Raw genomic sequence first — 19,433 nt, 5'->3', positions numbered from 1 at the left:
AATTCCATGAACTCGCGTCAATTTTTCTTATCCTCAGTATTTGATATTTTTTGTTCCATCCTCAAGTTCCTCGGTACTTTTCAGCCTACTATATAAGACTCGAAAGGGTGTGACTAAGTGAGTATCTTGCGAATTTAATTGCACTTATCGCTTTTAAAGCTATCAGGTAGGCAGTTGGCAAAGATAACAAATTCAAGATTGTGCGCGCCATGGGTCTCGACATTAAACTTCACATCGTCAATTCGTTTATTGGGGAGGCCATGCTCACGCCACTTTTGCAGTATTGGCGCCATGTTAGTGCGGCCTTCGTTTCGATAATTTTGACGCACGGCCCAAAATTGCACCCACGAATTAAAGTAAAACTTGTAATGTTTATACACCGAGCCATTATGCCTTGTAGTGCCTAAATACTCATTTTGTGGGTTATTAGGGTCCCAATCGTGCATCAGCCACGTGTGCATTTCGTCTGGGTTTTTACTGGCAATATCTACTACGTAGTTTTCGTACCATTGGTCGAGCTCCCATTTACCTTCATGTGGCCAGTTTACAGACGCTTTTGGTCCGTACCACCAATGACCTTTGCTTGTTTCCCCGCGGCTTGTAAACGAGCCATCTACAGCAAATTTTGCGCTGACATCATCCACAAGTGTCACAGGGTATTCGTGCGTTAAGCCGGCATCATAGCCGCCCGCAGAATGATTAATGTTAATCACTAGCTTGTTATTATCTAAGACGCGATTAGCTTGGCCGACAAATTCGTCGCTTTTCCAGGCGGGGCTGGTGTAATGGTTAGATGCGATTCTATCAACGCCATCTGAGCTTACAATTAGCGGGTTTGCGCTATGTGCCTTAGGCGAATAAGAATATCCCAACAAACTCAAGCAAAGCAAAATTATACTAAAAGTGATTTTTGCGGGTAAGTATCGAGTATTTTTTACCATCGGAAACATCCTAAAAATATTATTTGCCAATTAATTGCAGTGTTGCAAAGCCTCTCTTTTTTAGCACAATAAGTACAGTATGATATTTTATCTGTATATTATTATTTCGTGTTTGGTTTAGCATTGAGAATTAACATTCATCAAAAGCACAGAATTTCTATCAACATATTGTTTCGAAAATAGGCTTGACCCTCGCTCAAGGTAATACCTCAGCTGTAGTGGAAAAATAACTCAATCGGTCACTAATAATTTGTTATGTTTCTTAACCTAAGTTGGTTTTTTCGTTATCCAGCGTTTTGTTGCATTAGTGTAAAACTAATGTATTTGTAAAATTTTTATTAGGTGAGGGATCACGAATGTTGGTTTGGGCAATTATTGGTTTCGTTTTCATTCCGCTTTTGTTATTGGTGTCTCAAATCAGGAATACTAAAAAGGAAAGGACTCGCCAGTTAGCGCTAATTAAGCGACGCCTAGCTGAAAAAGAAGCTCGAGAGAAAAATGCAAAAAACGATGACCTCTGATCAAATCGAGGCCATCACTAAAAGTGCATAAACCTTAGTGCAATCTACTTTATCAATCAAAATCGCAAGCTAGATACTCATCCATCCACCGTCAATTAGCAAATCGGCTGCGGTCATGTAGGCAGACTCATCGCTTGCTAAAAATAGCGCACCATTTGCGATTTCTTGGGTCGTGCCAGCACGTTGTAAAGGCGCTTGAGAAGCTACCATCTCGATAAAGCCCTCGAAGTCTTCATTTGATAAGTTAGTTTTATCAGCAAATTGGGTTCTGACAATACCAGGGCTGAGTGTGTTTACACGGATTTTTTGAGGCGCGAGCTCTGCTGCAAGGGTTCGCGATAACGACCGTACCGCAGCTTTTGTCGCGAAGTAAAGCGAGCCGGTGGGCACGCCTTTTTCGTGAACAGCAGAAGCTGTTAAGATAACACTGCTATTTTCATTCATAATAGACTGAAACTTTTGCACAGTAAAAAAGGCGCCTTTTACATTTATATCAAACTGTTTATCGTAGGCGGCCTCGTCAATTTGATCCAAAGGTGCGAATACGCCTAGTCCTGCATTTACAAACAATATATCAACGTTCCCAAATTTATCTTCGGTTTCTTTTTTCAATCGTTCTAAATCCTCGAGCTTACTCACGTCACCTTGCACGCTGTAAGCATTTGGGCCTAGTGTTTCAACGGCCTCATCTAGGCTTTGTTGATTGCGCCCAAAAATGACCACTTTCGCACCCTCGTTTATAAAGGTTTGTGCGCTTGTTAGGCCAATACCGCTGTTACCACCTGTGATTACTGCGACTTTATTTTGTAACTTACCCATAATTTTTCTCCGGTTTTTAAGATTGAGTAAAGACGGGATGTCTTAACTTGCTTTACAGCTTAGAAAAAAAAGAATAATGTTTGAAATGAATAAGCAGTATAAGTGTTATGCAAGAAATGAATATAAATGCCTTAGACCTTAATTTACTGAGAGTTTTTGATGCGGTGATGGCTGAAAAAAACGTCTCGAAAGCCGCACAAAAGCTGTTTTTATCGCAACCGGCTGTGAGCCATGCTCTGTCGCGTTTGCGTCATACAGTTAAAGACGATCTGTTTATTAAAGTACCGGATGGAGTAAAGCCAACGCCTCGCGCAATGGAATTATCGCAGGTTGTTCACGAAGCACTTTCGAGTCTTGAGCGTGCTCTAAACCCACAGGTATTTGACCCAAGCAATTCAAGACAAGTATTCCGTATAGCTACTCACGACTATGTGGTGACTGTACTAATGGCTAAACTCGCTAGATATATGGAAAAGCACGCGCCAAATGCTTCAATAAGACTTAAATTGTTAGAAGGTAGAGCATTCGACATGCTAGATAGACAGGAAGTGGATATGGCCATCAGTGCGTTTGGCATTCTACCTGAGCGTTTTGAGTCTTCGCCCATTATTTCTGATGACTATGTCTGTTTGCTAAATGAGCATCATCCTTTGGCAAATAAAAATATGACAATAAATGAGTTTGCCAATGCTCGGCATCTGCTGATTAGTCCAAGGGGAGACGAGCGAGGATTTATAGATAGTGCGCTTGCGGCAGAGGGCTACACTCGGCATATTGCCATGATAATAAATCAATTTGCGGCAGCACCTGGCATTGTGGCTTCTTCAGATCTTGTCTTAACTGTTCCCTCTCGTATCGCGAAGTTATATGCAGACACATATCAACTCAAGGTCAGTAAGTGCCCTTTAAGTGCGCCAGAGGGTTATGTTCAAACAAAGGTTATTTGGCACGCACGACTAGGAAAACATCCTGCCTTTCAATGGCTACGGGAGCTTATCCAGCAACTTGCTGAGGCCGACAATATCGAGGTAAGAAAGTAGTTTTCAACCCTAGGATGCAAATAAGCTTTGAAAGTTAGTCTTTATAAATAAACCTAACTATCAAAGCGCTTCGTCCGAAAAAAACACTGCCACAAGTGGATGTTTTTACACGCCTCGTTAAACCTTTTTAATAAAGCATCTAGGCTGAATATACGGCCGTAAAAGCCGTAAACATCATATTAAAACGGATAAGCTATGAAATTAAATCTAAGTGCGGTACTTCTGCTAGGTACCACCTCTTTATTTGTGTCTTCATCTTACGCTCAGTGGTCGGCAGGCGTTGGTGCCGTTGGCAGTGCTACGCCTTATAAAGGATTGAGCACTGAGTTCATTGTTATTCCTATTGCTGCTTATGAAGGTGAGCGTGTTATTTGGCGAGGTCCCTCACTTCAGTACAAAATTACTGGGTTAAACCGCAATGAACCAAGTTTACGTTTGAGTGTAGATTTAGCACCCAATGCGCTCGAGGCTGACGAAAGTGACGAACTAACAGGAATTGAAGAGCGAGACTTATCGTTTTTAGCAGGTGTACGCTACATATATCCAACGGCGTTTGGCGAGTTTTCAGGCGTTTATCAAACTGATGTAAGCAATAAGCATAACGGTCAAAGAGGCGCATTAAATTTCGAAAGATTGATTGCCAGCGCAGCAAACAGAAGCTGGGCTATCACAGCGGGCCTGCAGCTTGAGCACTTAAGTGATAACTACGCTAACTATTACTTTGGTGTATCGCAACAAGAGGCTGCTGTTTCTGAGTTTAGTGCTTATGATCTAGATGCGGTTTGGCAAGGTGGTGTCACAGTAGGTGGATATTATCGCTTCGCAAATAATTGGCAGCTCGTTGCACAATCTCGTTGGTTAAGCCTCGCAAGCGACATTAAAAACAGTCCAATAGTAGACGGCAGCAGCACGATTGACGGCTTTGTTGGCTTAACGTATCAATTTTGATAAAACCTGTCGCCTCACTGCGGCTATCAGAAATGATAGTCGCTCTAATTACCTAGACCATTTTAGTGCTAAAGGTTATTCTAAAGATTCTTTCGCATCCACAAGAGTGACCCATCATGCCTTGTTCTTCTTTCAAACTGCTTAGCTCCCTTATTCTCAGTGCAGCCCTTGTAAGTGCTAGCTCGTTTTCTTCAATGGCCAAGCAAATCTTGATAAATGCCGACGGCTTACTTGATGTACAAAGCGGCAAAATCACTAAGAATGTTGCGGTATTAATCGACAATAACCGCATCATCAAAATAGCAAAACAAGGTTCAATTGAAGTTGACGAAAATGCAGAGCTCATTGACCTTCCGGGTAAAACCTTACTTCCCGGCGTTATGGATATGCATGTTCACCTTACTAGTGATGCTGAAGATAATTTTTTAGCGTCGCGCGGCAACTCAATACCGCGTCAAACAGTCAAAGCGGTCAAAAACGCTGAAAAAACACTCATGGCAGGGTTTACCACAGTTAGGAATTTAGGCGGTCCGGGTTATGCCGTGATTGGTGTGCGAGATGGGATTAATGCCGGTGAAGTTCCTGGCCCTAGAATTTGGGCTGCGGGATATTCGGTGGGAGTAACAGGTGGACACTGCGACGACAATTTTTCACCACCAGAGGCGAACAGCAAGTCAAAAGGCGTGGCTGATGGTCCATGGGCAGTGCGTGAAAAGGTAAGAGAAAATATTAAATACGGGGCAAATACTATAAAAGTCTGTGCCACCGGCGGCGTATTTTCAAAAGGAACGAAGGTGGGTATTCAGCAGCTTACCGAAGAAGAAATAAAGGCCGCGGTAGACGAGGCGCATATGCGCGGGCTAGTTGCGGCAGCGCATGCCCATGGCACGAGCGGTATTAAGGCTGCCATCAGGGCAGGTATAGACTCCGTTGAGCACTGCAGCTTTATGGACGACGAAGCCATTAAGCTCGCTCTCGAGTACGGCACATATTTGTCGTGCGATATTTACAACACGGAATATACCCTAGCGTTTGGCGAGGCTAACGGCGTGCCAGAAGAAAACATCAATAAAGAAAAGCTCGTGTCAAAGGCTCAGCGTGAAAGCTTTCGCCGGGCGGTTAAAGCGGGTGCAAACATGGTATTTGGTTCAGACGCCGCTATTTATCCGCATGGCGACAATGGTAAACAATTTTCTAGAATGGTTGAGTTTGGCATGACGCCACTGCAATCGTTGCAGGCAGCCACCATTAATAGCGCGAAACTATTAAAGCAAGAGTCTGAATTAGGCCAAATAAAAGAAGGGTATCTTGCCGATATTATCGCGGTAGACGGGAACCCAATTGAAAACATCAATTTAATGGAAACTGTGAGCTTTGTCATGAAAGATGGTGAGGTGTATAAGCGCTAATTCTCCATCTTAGGGTATTGTTAGCGAGCAGCATCAATGTTAGATGCTGCTCGCAAAGTATTGAATAACTGCACACATTTTAGGCAATCGATGCCGGCACAAAATCTTCTTCCAAAGAAAACTATGATTTATGTAATCTACTTACTACACTTAGCGTAAGTAAATAAACCTTTGGCAAAGTCTTAGGCGATGTAATCGCGAGATCATTTTTGTAAACATAAACATAAACATAAACATAAACATAAACATAAACATAACCATAATCAAAACCATAATCATAAATCACCACTTATATGGAGCTTACCCATGAAGAAACTTATATCCTTGTTTGCCCTGTGCTCAATTTTAGCGAGCACGGCCGCCATCTCTCAAACGGTTGAAACCGAAAAACAAGCTAAGGCCACCGTGCAGTTTCGCCAAGCTATATTACAGTTAGTGCGCAGTAACATGGGGCCGCTTGGTGCTATGGCTAAAGGTAATATTCCTTACAATGAGCAAGTGATGATTAAAAACAGCCAACGTATTGAGCAGCTTGGGCTAATGATGGAAGACTACTTTGCACCTGATACCCGCGCATTCAACGTTGAGACGGGGTCTAAAGATAGCATTTGGGAAAACCAAGCAGACTTTTATCAGAAGGCGCAGAATATGGTCGAAGCTGCGGCTGCCGTTCAAAAAGTCGCTATTGCAGGCGATAGCGATGACTACAGAAAAACCATCGGCGCCCTTGGTGCAACGTGCAAGGCGTGTCACGACGACTACAAGAAAGACTAGCAGTTAAAACAGGAGAGATAGTGTTATGACTAAAGCTTATGCAGCCAAAAAAGCAGGCAGTGAACTCGAACTTATCGAAGTTGAATTACCTGAATTAGGCGCAAATGAAGTAAAGATTAAAGTCGCATTCTGTGGCGTATGCCATTCGGATCTCTCTATGCTGAACAACGAATGGGGCATTTCTCAATATCCTTTGGTTGCCGGCCATGAAGTGGTAGGCGAAATTGTAGAGGTTGGTGAGAACGTTTCGTCGAGTAAAGTAGGGCAAATAGTAGGTTTAGGCTGGCATGCTGATTATTGCCAAACCTGTTCTACTTGTGGCTCGGGCGATCAAAACCTCTGCGGCAAAGCACAACCTACTATTGTTGGACGCCATGGTGGCTTTGCCGAATTTGTTCAAGCCAACCAAAAATCGGTGGTTGAATTACCCGCAGGTGTAGACATGAAATCTGCTGGCCCACTATTTTGCGGTGGGATCACTGTGTTTAACCCGTTGGTTCAGTTTGATATAAAGCCAACAGACAAAGTTGCGGTTATCGGTATTGGTGGTCTTGGTCACCTAGGCTTGCAATTTTTAAATGCGTGGGGCTGTGAGGTAACGGCGTTTACATCCAGTGAGAGCAAAGCAAATGAGGCCAAGCAGCTTGGCGCGCACCATGTGATTAACTCACGCGAAGAAAAAGAAATTGAAGCAGCTGCAAATACATTTGATTTCATTATTTCAACAGTGAATGTAAAGCTCGATTGGAACCTGTATTTGTCAACGCTTAAACCTAAGGGACGACTGCATTTTGTAGGCGCGTCTTTAGAGCCGCTTGATATTGGGGTGTTTAATTTATTAGGCGGGCAAAAATCGGTTTCCGGTTCACCAGTGGGAAGCCCAGCAACCATTGCGAAAATGCTAGATTTTGCTGCGCGGCATAATATTAAACCAATGGTTGAAATGTACGATATGAGCCAAGTCAATGAAGCAATTGAGCATCTTGAGAAAGGTGACGCTCGATATCGAGTGGTGCTGCAAGCCGACTTTTAATGCTAACAACATGGTATTAATTGCCACGAGCTAGTCGCTCAACGCAAAGAACAAACTAAAAAGGCGCACATGTTAGCCACGTGCGCCTTTTTCATGTGCCTCAGCTTAATTAATAGTCGTATAGGCCCATTTCAGGCTCCGGTGCAAACACATTTACGACTAAATACACAATGGCGGCGGCAACTACCATACTTATTATAAAGGCAAGCCAAGGTGTGCTAATACGGCGTTTTTGGGTGTCGTTTGAGGGTTTGTTTCCATGAAACATGGCAGGAATAAGGGCTTGTTTCTTTTTAATGCTGTAATAGGCAATTGCCCCTAAATGCAAACTAATGAGCGCCCACATGAGAGATATTGCGTTATGATGTAAATAATTCATGATGTCGTCTACCTGGGTGCCAAGCGCGCTGTAATAAGGCCCTTCCATAAAAATCTCGTCAGTCATAAACAAGCCACTGACCGCTTGAGTAAGCATTACCGCTAAAATGGCAAGCACCGAATAGCCCCCCAATGGATTATGTCCTAAATAGGTTTGCGTACTTGATGTGCCTTTCATGTAATTAAACGCCGTGCGAGGAGAATATATAAAGCTTGAGAATCGTGCGTGGTAGCTACCTACAAAGCCCCAAATAATCCTAAATAAAATTAAGCCAAGCGCAACATAACCACCATAGAAGTGCAGCTGCATGGCATCATCTAAAATATCGCCGGTAACAAATTGGAAAACAAAAACGGCCACTAAGCCCCAATGAAAAACACGCGTTGGAACGTCCCATACTTTTACTTTAGTCATTTATGCTTTACTCCTGTTCTGGCTTCCATTTTATATTGCAGCCCATCGAGGGTTTTTGTGGGGCAGTTAAGGATTTGCCTGCCAATAGGGTATCAAGTGCTTGCCGCAAATCTTCACCATTGGCTTGCCCATTAGACGCATCATAATTCCCTGAAGAGATGCGATGAGGACGCGTGCTGTCAAACTGTCCTCTGTAGGCGAGTTTTCGCTGCGCGTTGAATACATACATATCGGGCGTGCATGCAGCGGTATACGCCTTGGCTACTTCTTGGGTCTCATCTATCACATAAGCAAAAGGATAGTCTCTGTTTGCCTTTTCAGACTTCATCTTTTCAAAACTATCCTCAGGGTAGGCTTGTGTATCGTTACTGTTAATAGCAATAAAACCCACGCCTTTGTCTTGATATTCTCTCGCTATTTTCGCAAGGGCCGGCGCAATGTGAATTACATAAGGGCAATGGTTGCATATAAACATAACCACGAGTAAATCATTGTGAGCAAAGTCGCTTAAGGAGACTGGCTGATCTTCGGTGCTCATAAGGCAAAAATCGTGCGCTGGGCTGCCTAAGGCTAGCATGGTTGACTGAGTAAGTGACATAAAGCTTTCCTTGAAGTGATAAACCGCAAAACCGGCTAAGGTGTTGTCTTTACTGTAAAGTATTGTACTTTACTGCGCCACTAAACCTAGCAATAAATAGCCTATACTCACAAAATGCTAGAAGCATCCAAGTGCTAATTGTTGGTTTTACTTCAGCAAAGGCCGCATAATTTGATAGCATATACTTAAGGCAATCGGCCTAGTTTGATCAACTTAGTAAATAATGAGAGACAATCAATGATTAAAGTCGGAATCTTAGGGGCAAACGGTCGAATGGGTCGCGTATTAATCGACGCGGTATATCAACATTCTCATGTTGCCCTTGGCTTTGCCAGCGTGCGTTCGGGCTCTTCATTTATTGGAATGGACGCTGGCGAATTAGCCGGTGTTGCAAAGCAATACGTTAAGGTATGTGCGCTGGAAGCAAGCTTGTTAAATAATGCAGATGTGTTGGTGGATTTTACCTTGCCTGAAGCGCTGGCAGACAACCTCAACTTGGCCGTGAGCAACAACTCGCCGATTGTTATTGGCACCACCGGTTTACTGCCGGGCCAACTCGCGCTTATTGACGAAGCGGCAAAAAAAATACCTGTAGTATTTGCTGCCAATTATAGCGTGGGCGTTAACGTCATGCTTAATTTAGTAAAACAAACGGCGAGCATTATGGGGGAGCAATCCGACATTGAGATTGTAGAGGCGCATCATCGCTTTAAAAAAGACGCGCCATCAGGCACTGCAATGGCCATTGGCGAAGCAATCGCAGATACGCTAAGCCGAGATTTGAGTCAATGCGCTGTATACGGACGAGAGGGCGTGACTGGCGAAAGAACCCGCGAAACGATTGGTTTTGCCACGGTCAGAGCTGGGGATATAGTGGGTGAGCATACCGCAATATTTGCCAGTTTAGGCGAACGTATAGAAATCACCCATAAGGCATCGAGCCGACTGACATTCGCAAATGGCGCACTAAGCGCAGCGATGTGGCTCAAAAATCAAGCGCCAGGCCTTTACACCATGCAAAATGTACTGGGATTAAAGTAATAAAAATAAGGCTTTATTCGCGTTATGATAGCTTAGGTCTTATTTTATGATGTTTAGTGTTTACTTTAAAAACTATTAGACGCTTTTATCATTCTTGTATATAATGCGCAGAATTTGCCAAAAATTAGTAATTGCCCTGCGATTCAGAGTTTTTGGTAGCAACCGTATTCCTTGTTTTTATTGACGTGTAGGGAAGGCGCGTTGGTTCTACCTTCGGGTTTTTGGCAGAGACATCTTGTGCCTTTTTTGTGTAATTGGCGCATAATTGCAGGAAATGTTGAAAGTGTCGACATTTTCCTTAGTTATCTCTATTCATATAGGAGGTTGACTTGGCTGTTTCTGCCCTGCTCGTACTGGCCGACGGTTCAATTTTCAAAGGAACCGCCATTGGCGCTCAAGGTAGCAGTGTTGGCGAAGTAGTTTTTAATACTTCAATGACCGGCTATCAAGAAATTCTCACCGACCCATCTTACGCTGAACAAATTGTCACCCTCACTTATCCCCATATTGGTAATACAGGTACTAATCCTGAAGACATTGAATCTGATCAAATATGGGCTAAAGGCCTAGTCATTCGAGACTTACCTCTTATTGCCAGCAATTTTCGCAATACTCAGTCACTTTCTGACTATTTAAAGCAGCAAAACATCATTGGTATTGCCGACATTGACACGCGTCGTTTGACTCGAGTGCTGCGCGAAAAAGGCGCACAAGACGGCTGTATTATGACCGTCGATGCAGACCAAGATATTGATGCCGCTTGCGCCGAAGGCCTTGCTAATGCAAAAGCATTTCCAGGTTTGAAAGGCATGGATTTAGCCAAGGTCGTTAGCTGCAAAGCGTCATATCCATTTAACGACAGTGTGTGGACCCTAGGCGAGGGCTACGCAACTAATGTTCAAGACCTGCCTTATCATGTCGTTGCATACGACTTTGGCGCCAAAAAGAATATTTTGAGAATGTTGGTAGAGCGCGGTTGCAAGCTTACTGTTGTGCCAGCGCAAACCAGCGCCGCTGAGGTATTGGCGCTAAACCCTGACGGTGTGTTTTTATCGAACGGACCAGGCGACCCAGAGCCATGCGATTATGCGATTGAGGCAACGCGTGAATTTCTCGACAAGAAGCTGCCGGTGTTTGGCATTTGCTTAGGTCATCAAATACTCGCCATTGCAAGCGGTGCGAAAACCCAAAAGATGAAATTTGGTCACCACGGTGCCAATCATCCTGTGCAAGACATGCGCAGTAAACGCGTGATGATCACATCGCAAAATCATGGCTTTGCTGTTGACCAAGATAGCCTTGGGAGCAATGTTGAGGTGACCCACGTATCGTTATTCGACAAATCTTTGCAGGGTATAGAACTAAGCGACAGGCCTGCATTTAGTTTTCAGGGCCATCCAGAGGCAAGTCCTGGTCCGCAAGATGCGGCCGCCTTGTTTGATCATTTTATTGACCTTATTAAACGCGCAAAGCAATAGGAATTTTAAGTTATGCCTAAACGTACCGACATCAAAAGTATTTTGATTCTTGGCGCAGGTCCTATTGTAATAGGCCAAGCGTGTGAATTTGACTACTCTGGCGCGCAAGCCTGTAAAGCGCTTCGTGAGGAGGGTTACCGCGTTATTTTGGTTAACTCCAACCCCGCCACCATTATGACCGACCCTGAAATGGCAGATGCCACCTACATTGAACCCATTCAATGGGAAGTTGTGCGCAACATTATCGCCAAAGAAAAGCCAGATGCAATTTTGCCAACTATGGGCGGACAAACAGCCCTCAACTGCGCATTAGACTTAAACAAGCACGGCGTGCTAAGCGAATTCAACGTAGAGCTGATTGGCGCAAGCGCTGATGCAATAGACAAAGCGGAAGACCGTGAGCGTTTCGACAAAGCCATGAAGTCTATTGGGCTTGAGTGTCCTCGTGCTGAAATTGCCCACGATATGACGCAGGCAAAAGACGTGCTATCTCGTATCGGCTTTCCATGTATTATTCGTCCATCCTTTACCATGGGTGGCAGCGGTGGCGGTATAGCTTACAACATTGACGAATTTAATGAGATTTGTGAGCGCGGCTTAGACCTTTCGCCCACCTCAGAGCTACTTATTGACGAGTCATTAATTGGCTGGAAAGAATACGAGATGGAAGTGGTGCGCGATAAGGCTGATAACTGCATTATTGTCTGTACCATTGAAAACTTCGACCCTATGGGCGTTCACACCGGAGACTCCATCACCGTTGCCCCTGCGCAAACCCTAACTGACAAAGAATTTCAAATCATGCGTAATGCCGCCATGGCAGTATTGCGTGAAATTGGCGTTGAAACCGGGGGGTCGAATGTACAGTTTGGTGTTGACCCCCAAACTGGACGCATGGTGATCATTGAGATGAATCCTCGCGTGTCGCGTAGCTCGGCGCTCGCCTCAAAAGCCACGGGTTTTCCAATCGCTAAAATTGCTGCCAAACTAGCGGTGGGCTTTACGCTCGACGAGCTTGCAAACGATATTACAGGCGGTAAAACGCCGGCGTCGTTTGAGCCTTCAATCGACTACGTAGTGACTAAAATCCCTCGCTTTAATTTTGAAAAGTTTGCCGGTGCCAATGACCGATTGACAACGCAGATGAAATCGGTAGGCGAGGTAATGGCGATTGGTCGCAATCAGCAAGAATCATTGCAAAAAGCACTCCGCGGCCTCGAGGTTGGTGTATCTGGTCTCGACCCTATTCTTGATTTTGATGATCCGGAAGCTAAAAACAAATTGATTTATGAACTGCGCGAGCCGGGGGCAGAGCGAATTTGGTATATCGGTGATGCCTTCAGATACGGCATGACGGTTGATGAAATTTTTGCCCTAACCAATATAGACCCTTGGTATTTGGTGCAAATTGAAGAGTTAATAGAATTTGAAAAACTGCTTAAGCGTATTGGTTTAACTGGTATTGACGCAAGCTTGATGCGCACGTTAAAGCGTAAGGGCTTTGCTGACCAGCGCATTGCTGAATTGACGCAAGTGGCAGAAAGTGACGTGCGCGATATGCGCCACAAAATGAGCATATTCCCTGTTTATAAAAGAGTCGATACATGCGCTGCTGAGTTTTCTACTTCTACCGCATACATGTATTCAACTTACGATGAAGAGTGTGAATCGGCCCCGTCGGATAGAGACAAAATTATGGTGTTGGGCGGCGGGCCTAACCGTATTGGTCAGGGCATTGAATTTGACTATTGTTGTGTACATGCGGCACTGGCGATGCGAGATGATGGCTATGAGACCATTATGGTTAACTGTAATCCTGAAACCGTTTCGACAGATTACGATACCTCTGACCGCCTGTATTTTGAGCCGGTGACCTTGGAAGATGTGCTGGAGATTGTGCGTATTGAAAAGCCAAAAGGTGTCATTGTTCAGTATGGCGGACAAACGCCGCTGAAACTTGCAAGAGCGTTAAAAGCGAACGGCGTCAATATCATTGGCACCTCGCCAGATGCGATTGACCGAGCGGAAGACCGTGAGCGCTTTCAGCAGATGGTCAACAAGTTAGGTCTTAAACAGCCAGCCAATGCTACCGTGAGCAATATGCAAGAGGCCCTAGAATGCGCCCAAGAGATTGGCTTTCCTCTGGTAGTGCGCCCCTCGTATGTGTTGGGTGGCAGGGCAATGGAAATTGTATACGACCTTAAAGATTTGCAGCGTTATTTAAACGAGGCGGTCAAAGTCTCTAACGATAGCCCTGTGCTGCTTGACCGGTTCTTAGACGATGCTATTGAAGTAGACATTGACGCCATATGCGACGGTGAACAGGTTCTGATTGGCGGCATTATGGAGCATATTGAGCAGGCAGGGGTTCACTCAGGAGATTCGGCCTGCAGTTTACCGCCGTACTCACTGTCTAAAGAGATTCAGGACGTTATGCGCGAACAGGTGCGGCAGATGGCTTTAGAGCTTGAAGTGCGCGGTCTGATGAACACCCAATTTGCGATAAAAGATAATGAAGTGTATCTCATTGAAGTGAATCCACGTGCAGCGCGCACGGTACCGTTTGTGTCTAAAGCAACCGGTATGCCCTTAGCAAAAATAGCAGCGCGCGTTATGGCGGGTAAAACCTTAAAAGAACAGGGGATTGAAAAAGAAATTATTCCTCCGTTTTACTCTGTTAAAGAAGTCGTGTTGCCCTTTGCTAAGTTCCAAGGCGTCGACCCACTGTTAGGACCGGAAATGCGCTCAACGGGCGAGGTAATGGGTGTGGGTAACGACTTTGAAGAAGCGTATGCAAAAGCGAATCTAGGCGCCTCTGCGCCGCTTCCAGAAGCCGGTAAAGTGCTTATTTCGGTGCGAAACAACGATAAAGTCCGCCTTATTGAACTGGTAAAAGAAATGGCGGGCAAAGGCTTTAGTATCGAGGCAACAAGCGGCACTGCGGCGGCGATTAAGCAAGCCGGCATCAAGTGCAGTATCGTTAATAAGCTCAGTGAAGGGCGTCCTAATATTGTTGATGCAATTAAAAACCGCGAGTATTGCTATGTGGTCAACACTACGGAAGGGCGTCAGGCAATTACCGATTCGGTATACATCCGGCGCGAAGCATTGCTCAATAAGACCGCCTATACTACTACCTTAAATGCAGCTTTTGCGACGATGAAGGCAAGCGCTGCAGACGCGAAGGTAAACGTAGCGTCGGTGCAGCAATTACATCAAAGAATTGCTGAACAAGGCTAAGCTTTAAAAAGCGAGATGATCCAAGACTAAGATTGCACTATACTTAGTAGTCTCAATTATCAAAGACGAATGCAAATGCATTCGTCTTTGTTGTAATAGTGCGTATATATCGATATCCCTCTACGCCAAGATGCAGAGCCGCAGCTCTGCGATATCAACATGTAAACATGACATATAAAGAGAAGAAGTATGAATAGCTATCCAATGACGACCGATGGCGCGAAAAAACTACGCGATGAACTTGAACAACTGAAGAGCGTTGAACGTCCTCGTATCATTGCATCTATCGCTGAAGCAAGAGAACACGGCGACTTAAAAGAAAACGCTGAGTATCATGCCGCTAGAGAGCAGCAAAGCTTTTGTGAAGGCCGTATTCAAGATATTGAAGGTAAGCTGTCAAACGCACAAATCATAGACGTGACTAAGCTTAGCAACAACGGTAAGGTCGTGTTTGGTGCAACCGTGACCATCATGAATACCGAGACTGACGAAGAGATTACCTATCGGATTGTGGGTGATGATGAGGCGAATATCAAAAACAAACTGATTTCTGTTAACTCGCCCATTGCCAGAGGTTTAATCGGCAAGGAAATAGACGACATTGCCGCAATCCAGACGCCTGCTGGCGTGGTAGAGTTTGAAATCATTGAAGTGGAATATATTTAAGTATTATCCCAACGGCAGGCTGTGTTAGCAGTCTGTTGTTTCAAGCCTGTAAACAGGCGGCGTATTCTCATCTGCTGCAAGGGTATATTCTAAGTAGCAAAGTGGCTCGTTTGCATCTCCTCCACCATTGGCAGGGTCTTGTCCCTCAGATGCAAAATAAAACTGAATGTGCGTGCTATCAATATCAAAGCGCCAGTCAGCATCCCCGCAGACTTCCTCGCTCGCTAAATGATGACAGACCGTAAAATTAAGCGCATTGTTAAGCTGAAAGCCGCCAGTGGCTGGCGCATTTGCGTTGTATGTAATATAGCCATATTGGGTTTGTGCGCTATCGGCGGGGCTTAACTGCACCACTGCACTGCTTTCATTTTCGACGCCTTGCAAAACGGCCTTTGAATACACTAAGGTGTTTGCCGACACCATGGCCGCTTTCAGCGCGCTTAATCCCGCCGCTTTGCTTTCGCTGCTGATATCAATAAATCGAGGGGCGGCAGAAACGGCCAGTATTCCTAAAATTACAATCACAATGATTAACTCAATGAGCGTAAAGCCTTGAGTGTTTTTTATTTTATTATGCATATTTGATTATCGCCTGCTTCAACACAGTTCATCGAAATGTCGAGCATTCCAACGTGACGTTATAAAATACACTAGGAGGGTTTTAGGTTCGGTATTTAAAAATATACCACATTATTTATAACATGCTGATGCGATGGGTGAAGCTCATTTACGCGCTAAATATTAGCGCCATATGCTTGGTCAGCCTTGAGCCGCTGATTCGCGAGCTCTAATGCTTGAGTGCGATTTTGCATGAAGTCTGCATCATTGAGTAGGTCTTCAAATCCCATGCGCATAAGTTTTTTCTTCGATGCCTCCTTATTCACCAACATCAAAATATGCTTGTTTAAAGACTTTGCGTCTTTCACAAGGTTTTCAATGGTAAGGGCAATGGTGTCATCTAGAAACGATACATCGCTTAGGTCAATTATCACTACGGCGTGGTCGCCCAGGGTACTTAATTCTCGGGAAAGCGCTTTTGACACGCCAAAAATCATGGTGCCACTTAAATAAAAATAGAGTATTTCGCCATTTGCCTGATTGAGCAATTTACGCTGCTCTGCATTTAGCGGCAGACGTCCGTCTACATCACTGATTGCCTTTATATTTTTAGCTTGAGAGGCCGAAAGCTTCTCAATAGTGATGATATTAGCAATGAAAACACCGATGCCTACAGCCACCACCAAATCAACAAACACAGTTAATAGCAACACGCCATACATAATGTAGCTAGTCTGCTTTGATACCTTATGGGCTCGTTTGATAAAACTCCAATCGAGAATATCTATCCCCACTTTAATGGCAATGCCTGCAAGCACTGCAATGGGAATAACCGAAATTAGCGATGAGGCACCAAATACTGCCACCACGAGAACCGCCACTCTAACCAGCCCCGACAAAGCAGTTTTAGCGCCGGTCTGAATATTGACCACCGTGCCCATAGTCGCACCTGCGCCGGGTAAACCACCAAATAAACCAGAAAACAAATTACCGACACCTTGACCTATTAGTTCTTTATCTGACTTGTGTTCACTGCGGGTTAAATTGTCGGAGATGACAGACGTGAGCATAGAGTCAATACAGCCAAGCATTCCTAGCACAATACCGTCGAGCACCATGGTTTGAAATTGCTCTGCGGTAAATGTTGGCATGATCATGCTTGGCAAACTTACATTTATCTCGCCAATTCGTTTGATATCTGCGCTACCAAACACAAATACGCTGATTATAGAGATTATCAGAAGGGCAATTAACTGCGGCGGAACCCAATGCTTTATGCGTCGAGGAGTAAAAAAGATAAGCGCTAGCGTGGCAAGTGCCATACCTGCTTCCAGATAGCTAATGTCAGCAAGGGTTTGCGGTAGCGCCATCAGCGCTCCTGTCACCCCTCCTGATGGTGAGGCTGAGCCTAGTGCCGGTGCTAGCTGCATAATAATCAATATGCAGCCTATTCCAGACATAAAGCCGCTTATAACAGAGTAGGGCATTAGGGTAATGTACTTCCCGAGCCTCAAAAGTCCGAACACGATTTGCGTCACTCCCGCAATCATCACCACCGTAAACGCCATCGCTAAGCCGTTATCGGGATACTTTGCGATCATAGTGGTGACTACTGCCGCCATGATCACCGTCATAGGGCCGGTAGGCTCCGAAATAAGCGTGGGTGTGCCGCCGAACATTGCGGCAAAAAAGCCAATGATGATTGCCCCATAAAGCCCAGCTTCAGCGCCCGCGCCAGAGGCTACGCCAAAGGCAAGCGCAAGAGGAAGTGATACGATGGCAGCGGTCACGCCACCTAAAATATCGCCTTTGAGATTAGAGGTGTTTATGAGGTTGAAAATTTGCAAAATAAAAGCTCTCGTTTTTTATTAGGTTTATATTTGTTGTAACTTATTTTTACCCGATCCAAATTTTCACAATATCCAAGCCCCGCACCCCGATTGAGTTTTGCTGGCGATCGCATGATTGAGCTTTATTAATGTATCTGAAGCACTTATGTTACTGAAGTAATGACCTTACGCTCAGATTAAAAGTATAAACCTATTCGTACGCCCAACAAAACCGATGTCTTTAAAACTTCTTCTTAAATCTCATACTTAGCGCGAGGCTTATGCCTAAGCCGCCCAAAAGCATCATTGGCGCGTTTCCAAATCGATAATAGGGCGTCGAGCCCTCTACTAATGGAAATTCGACCTGTAATACACCATCTTCGAACTGTGCTAGGCGGCCCAATATTTGACCCTGATGGTCGTATGCCGCGGTGAGCCCGGTATTAGTTGCCCTTAAAACCGGTCGGCCAAATTCAATTGCACGCGCTCGGGCAATTTGTAAGTGCTGATGTGGTCCGTGCGAATCGCCAAACCAAGCGTCGTTACTGACCGTGACAATGGCATCTGTCTCGGGGCGAATGTTGGCTAGAATTTGTGATGGAAATGCAATTTCAAAGCAGATGGCAGGAGCAAGTAAAATGCCTTTTGCCATTAAATTATCCTGCACATAATCACCACGTGAGAACGAGGACATGGGCAAATCAAAAATCGGGGCGAGCGGGCGCAGTAGCGCTTCAAAAGGCACAAATTCGCCAATTGGCAATAAATGATGCTTTTTAAACACATTCTTGCTGGGGTATCGGTATACAGATGTATTATCAGTAGGGGTATCTAAACCAAGCGCAATCAGTTTATTAAAGGCTTGGTCGTTTTCTAAATTTACGTCAACAATGCCTGTGATAAGCGCACTATTATGAGAGGTAGCGCTGCGGTCGAGGTCGCTTAAGAAGCCTGTTGCCAACACTTCTAAACGAGGTATAGCGGCTTCGGGCCAAATAACAATGTCAGCCCCCCAAGCTTGTTCACTCAAAGCGAGGTATTTTTCCATAATTGGACGGTCTTGTTCTGGCTCCCAGCGAATGGATTGCTCAATATTGCCCTGTACCAATGCGGCGGTGCGCGTTTCGCCAGTTTCCATCACCCAAACGTATTGTTTGGCAATAAACACCGTTACGCATAACACTAGCGTGACGGTGAGACTACTGAATATGCTTTGTTTAGTTTTAAGTACAACGCTGCTCGCAATAAGGGCTGCAAACATCAGCATAAGTGCTGAAACGCCAATTTCGCCAATCAGCGGGAATAAGGATTGTAATGGACTATTTGTTTGACTGTAACCCACTGACAGCCAAGGAAAGCCCGTCAATAAGTTTGCTCTAAGCCATTCACTTGCCAGCCATAGCCCGGGTGCAGCTAAGGGCCATAGTGCAATGGGGAAATACTGTTTTAATATTCTTGAAAAAACCGCAGGAAACAAGGCTAGGTAACTGCAGAGCACGAGCATCAGAAAAACCGAAACAACCAACGGCACGCCGCCAAATGTCGCTATGCTAACGTGAACCCATGAAATACCCGCACCAAAAAATCCAAGGCCAAACCACCAGCCAGTTTTAAATGCAGACTCACCGTGTTTCGCGACAAGGGTTAGCCATAGCGGTAAAACAACGAATGGCAGCCACCACTGACCGAAGGGCGCATACGAAAAGGTGAGTACGCCGCCTAATAACAAGCTGCAGGCGTAAAGC

The 19,433-nt window shown here is 44.9% G+C and carries 16 protein-coding genes; 9 read left to right on the top strand and 7 right to left on the bottom strand.

The annotated features are described in order from the left end of the window. Positions 1 to 134: 134 nt before the first annotated feature. On the bottom strand, positions 135 to 941 hold the full coding sequence (locus ACFO4O_RS06100) for a hypothetical protein (protein ID WP_382406516.1): 807 nt from the start codon (positions 939 to 941) through the stop codon (positions 135 to 137). Between the two features lie 590 nt (positions 942 to 1,531). Continuing rightward, positions 1,532 to 2,281, bottom strand: coding sequence for a glucose 1-dehydrogenase (locus ACFO4O_RS06095; RefSeq protein WP_382406514.1), 750 nt, complete (start codon positions 2,279 to 2,281; stop codon positions 1,532 to 1,534). A gap of 107 nt (positions 2,282 to 2,388) precedes the next feature. On the opposite strand from ACFO4O_RS06095, the gene ACFO4O_RS06090 reads away from it, so the two are divergent. The 5 genes from ACFO4O_RS06090 (at position 2,389) to ahr (ending at position 7,485) form a co-directional block, all read left to right on the top strand. Then, the gene (locus ACFO4O_RS06090; RefSeq protein ID WP_382406512.1) at positions 2,389 to 3,321 is read left to right on the top strand and encodes a LysR family transcriptional regulator; all 933 of its coding nucleotides are present in this window, start codon (positions 2,389 to 2,391) and stop codon (positions 3,319 to 3,321) included. A 195-nt stretch (positions 3,322 to 3,516) separates the two neighbouring features. After that, positions 3,517 to 4,269, top strand: a complete 753-nt coding sequence (locus ACFO4O_RS06085) for a MipA/OmpV family protein (RefSeq protein ID WP_382406510.1) — start codon at positions 3,517 to 3,519, stop codon at positions 4,267 to 4,269. Positions 4,270 to 4,385: 116 nt separating this feature from the next. Then, the gene (locus tag ACFO4O_RS06080; RefSeq protein ID WP_382406508.1) at positions 4,386 to 5,678 is read left to right on the top strand and encodes a Xaa-Pro dipeptidase; all 1,293 of its coding nucleotides are present in this window, start codon (positions 4,386 to 4,388) and stop codon (positions 5,676 to 5,678) included. Positions 5,679 to 5,984: 306 nt separating this feature from the next. Beyond that, the gene (locus ACFO4O_RS06075; RefSeq protein ID WP_382406506.1) at positions 5,985 to 6,452 is read left to right on the top strand and encodes a c-type cytochrome; all 468 of its coding nucleotides are present in this window, start codon (positions 5,985 to 5,987) and stop codon (positions 6,450 to 6,452) included. Positions 6,453 to 6,477: 25 nt separating this feature from the next. Next, positions 6,478 to 7,485, top strand: a complete 1,008-nt coding sequence (gene ahr, locus ACFO4O_RS06070) for an NADPH-dependent aldehyde reductase Ahr (RefSeq protein ID WP_382406504.1) — start codon at positions 6,478 to 6,480, stop codon at positions 7,483 to 7,485. A gap of 109 nt (positions 7,486 to 7,594) precedes the next feature. Here the strand turns inward: ahr and ACFO4O_RS06065 are convergent, their stop codons facing one another. Further along, entirely contained in the window at positions 7,595 to 8,278 is a 684-nt protein-coding gene (locus ACFO4O_RS06065) for a cytochrome b/b6 domain-containing protein (RefSeq protein ID WP_382406502.1), read from the bottom strand. 7 nt (positions 8,279 to 8,285) lie between these two features. After that, entirely contained in the window at positions 8,286 to 8,876 is a 591-nt protein-coding gene (locus tag ACFO4O_RS06060; RefSeq protein WP_382406500.1) for a thioredoxin family protein, read from the bottom strand. A 237-nt stretch (positions 8,877 to 9,113) separates the two neighbouring features. Between ACFO4O_RS06060 and dapB the strand changes: the two genes are divergently transcribed. From dapB to greA, 4 genes are all read left to right on the top strand, one after another. Then, the gene (gene dapB / locus ACFO4O_RS06055) at positions 9,114 to 9,917 is read left to right on the top strand and encodes a 4-hydroxy-tetrahydrodipicolinate reductase (protein ID WP_382406498.1); all 804 of its coding nucleotides are present in this window, start codon (positions 9,114 to 9,116) and stop codon (positions 9,915 to 9,917) included. Between the two features lie 329 nt (positions 9,918 to 10,246). Then, positions 10,247 to 11,395, top strand: coding sequence for a glutamine-hydrolyzing carbamoyl-phosphate synthase small subunit (carA, locus tag ACFO4O_RS06050; protein ID WP_382406495.1), 1,149 nt, complete (start codon positions 10,247 to 10,249; stop codon positions 11,393 to 11,395). Between the two features lie 12 nt (positions 11,396 to 11,407). Further along, positions 11,408 to 14,635, top strand: a complete 3,228-nt coding sequence (gene carB, locus ACFO4O_RS06045; protein WP_382406493.1) for a carbamoyl-phosphate synthase large subunit — start codon at positions 11,408 to 11,410, stop codon at positions 14,633 to 14,635. Positions 14,636 to 14,824: 189 nt separating this feature from the next. After that, on the top strand, positions 14,825 to 15,301 hold the full coding sequence (gene greA, locus ACFO4O_RS06040) for a transcription elongation factor GreA (protein ID WP_382406491.1): 477 nt from the start codon (positions 14,825 to 14,827) through the stop codon (positions 15,299 to 15,301). 24 nt (positions 15,302 to 15,325) lie between these two features. On the opposite strand, the gene ACFO4O_RS06035 is transcribed toward greA, so the two are convergent. The 3 genes from ACFO4O_RS06035 to lnt all read right to left on the bottom strand — a co-directional run bounded on the left by ACFO4O_RS06035 (position 15,326) and on the right by lnt (position 19,417). Continuing rightward, positions 15,326 to 15,880: a prepilin-type N-terminal cleavage/methylation domain-containing protein gene (locus ACFO4O_RS06035; protein ID WP_382406489.1), complete on the bottom strand. Its 555-nt coding sequence runs from the start codon at positions 15,878 to 15,880 to the stop codon at positions 15,326 to 15,328. Between the two features lie 155 nt (positions 15,881 to 16,035). After that, positions 16,036 to 17,706 carry a SulP family inorganic anion transporter gene (locus ACFO4O_RS06030; RefSeq protein WP_382406487.1) on the bottom strand — a complete coding sequence of 557 codons (1,671 nt, stop codon included), beginning with the start codon at positions 17,704 to 17,706 and terminating at the stop codon, positions 16,036 to 16,038. Positions 17,707 to 17,929: 223 nt separating this feature from the next. After that, entirely contained in the window at positions 17,930 to 19,417 is a 1,488-nt protein-coding gene (gene lnt / locus ACFO4O_RS06025; protein ID WP_382406485.1) for an apolipoprotein N-acyltransferase, read from the bottom strand. Positions 19,418 to 19,433 lie beyond the last annotated feature (16 nt).

This window comes from Glaciecola siphonariae, assembly GCF_042652645.1.
GTDB lineage: Bacteria > Pseudomonadota > Gammaproteobacteria > Enterobacterales > Alteromonadaceae > Glaciecola > Glaciecola siphonariae.
This window is presented reverse-complemented; position numbering and strand designations above follow the sequence as displayed.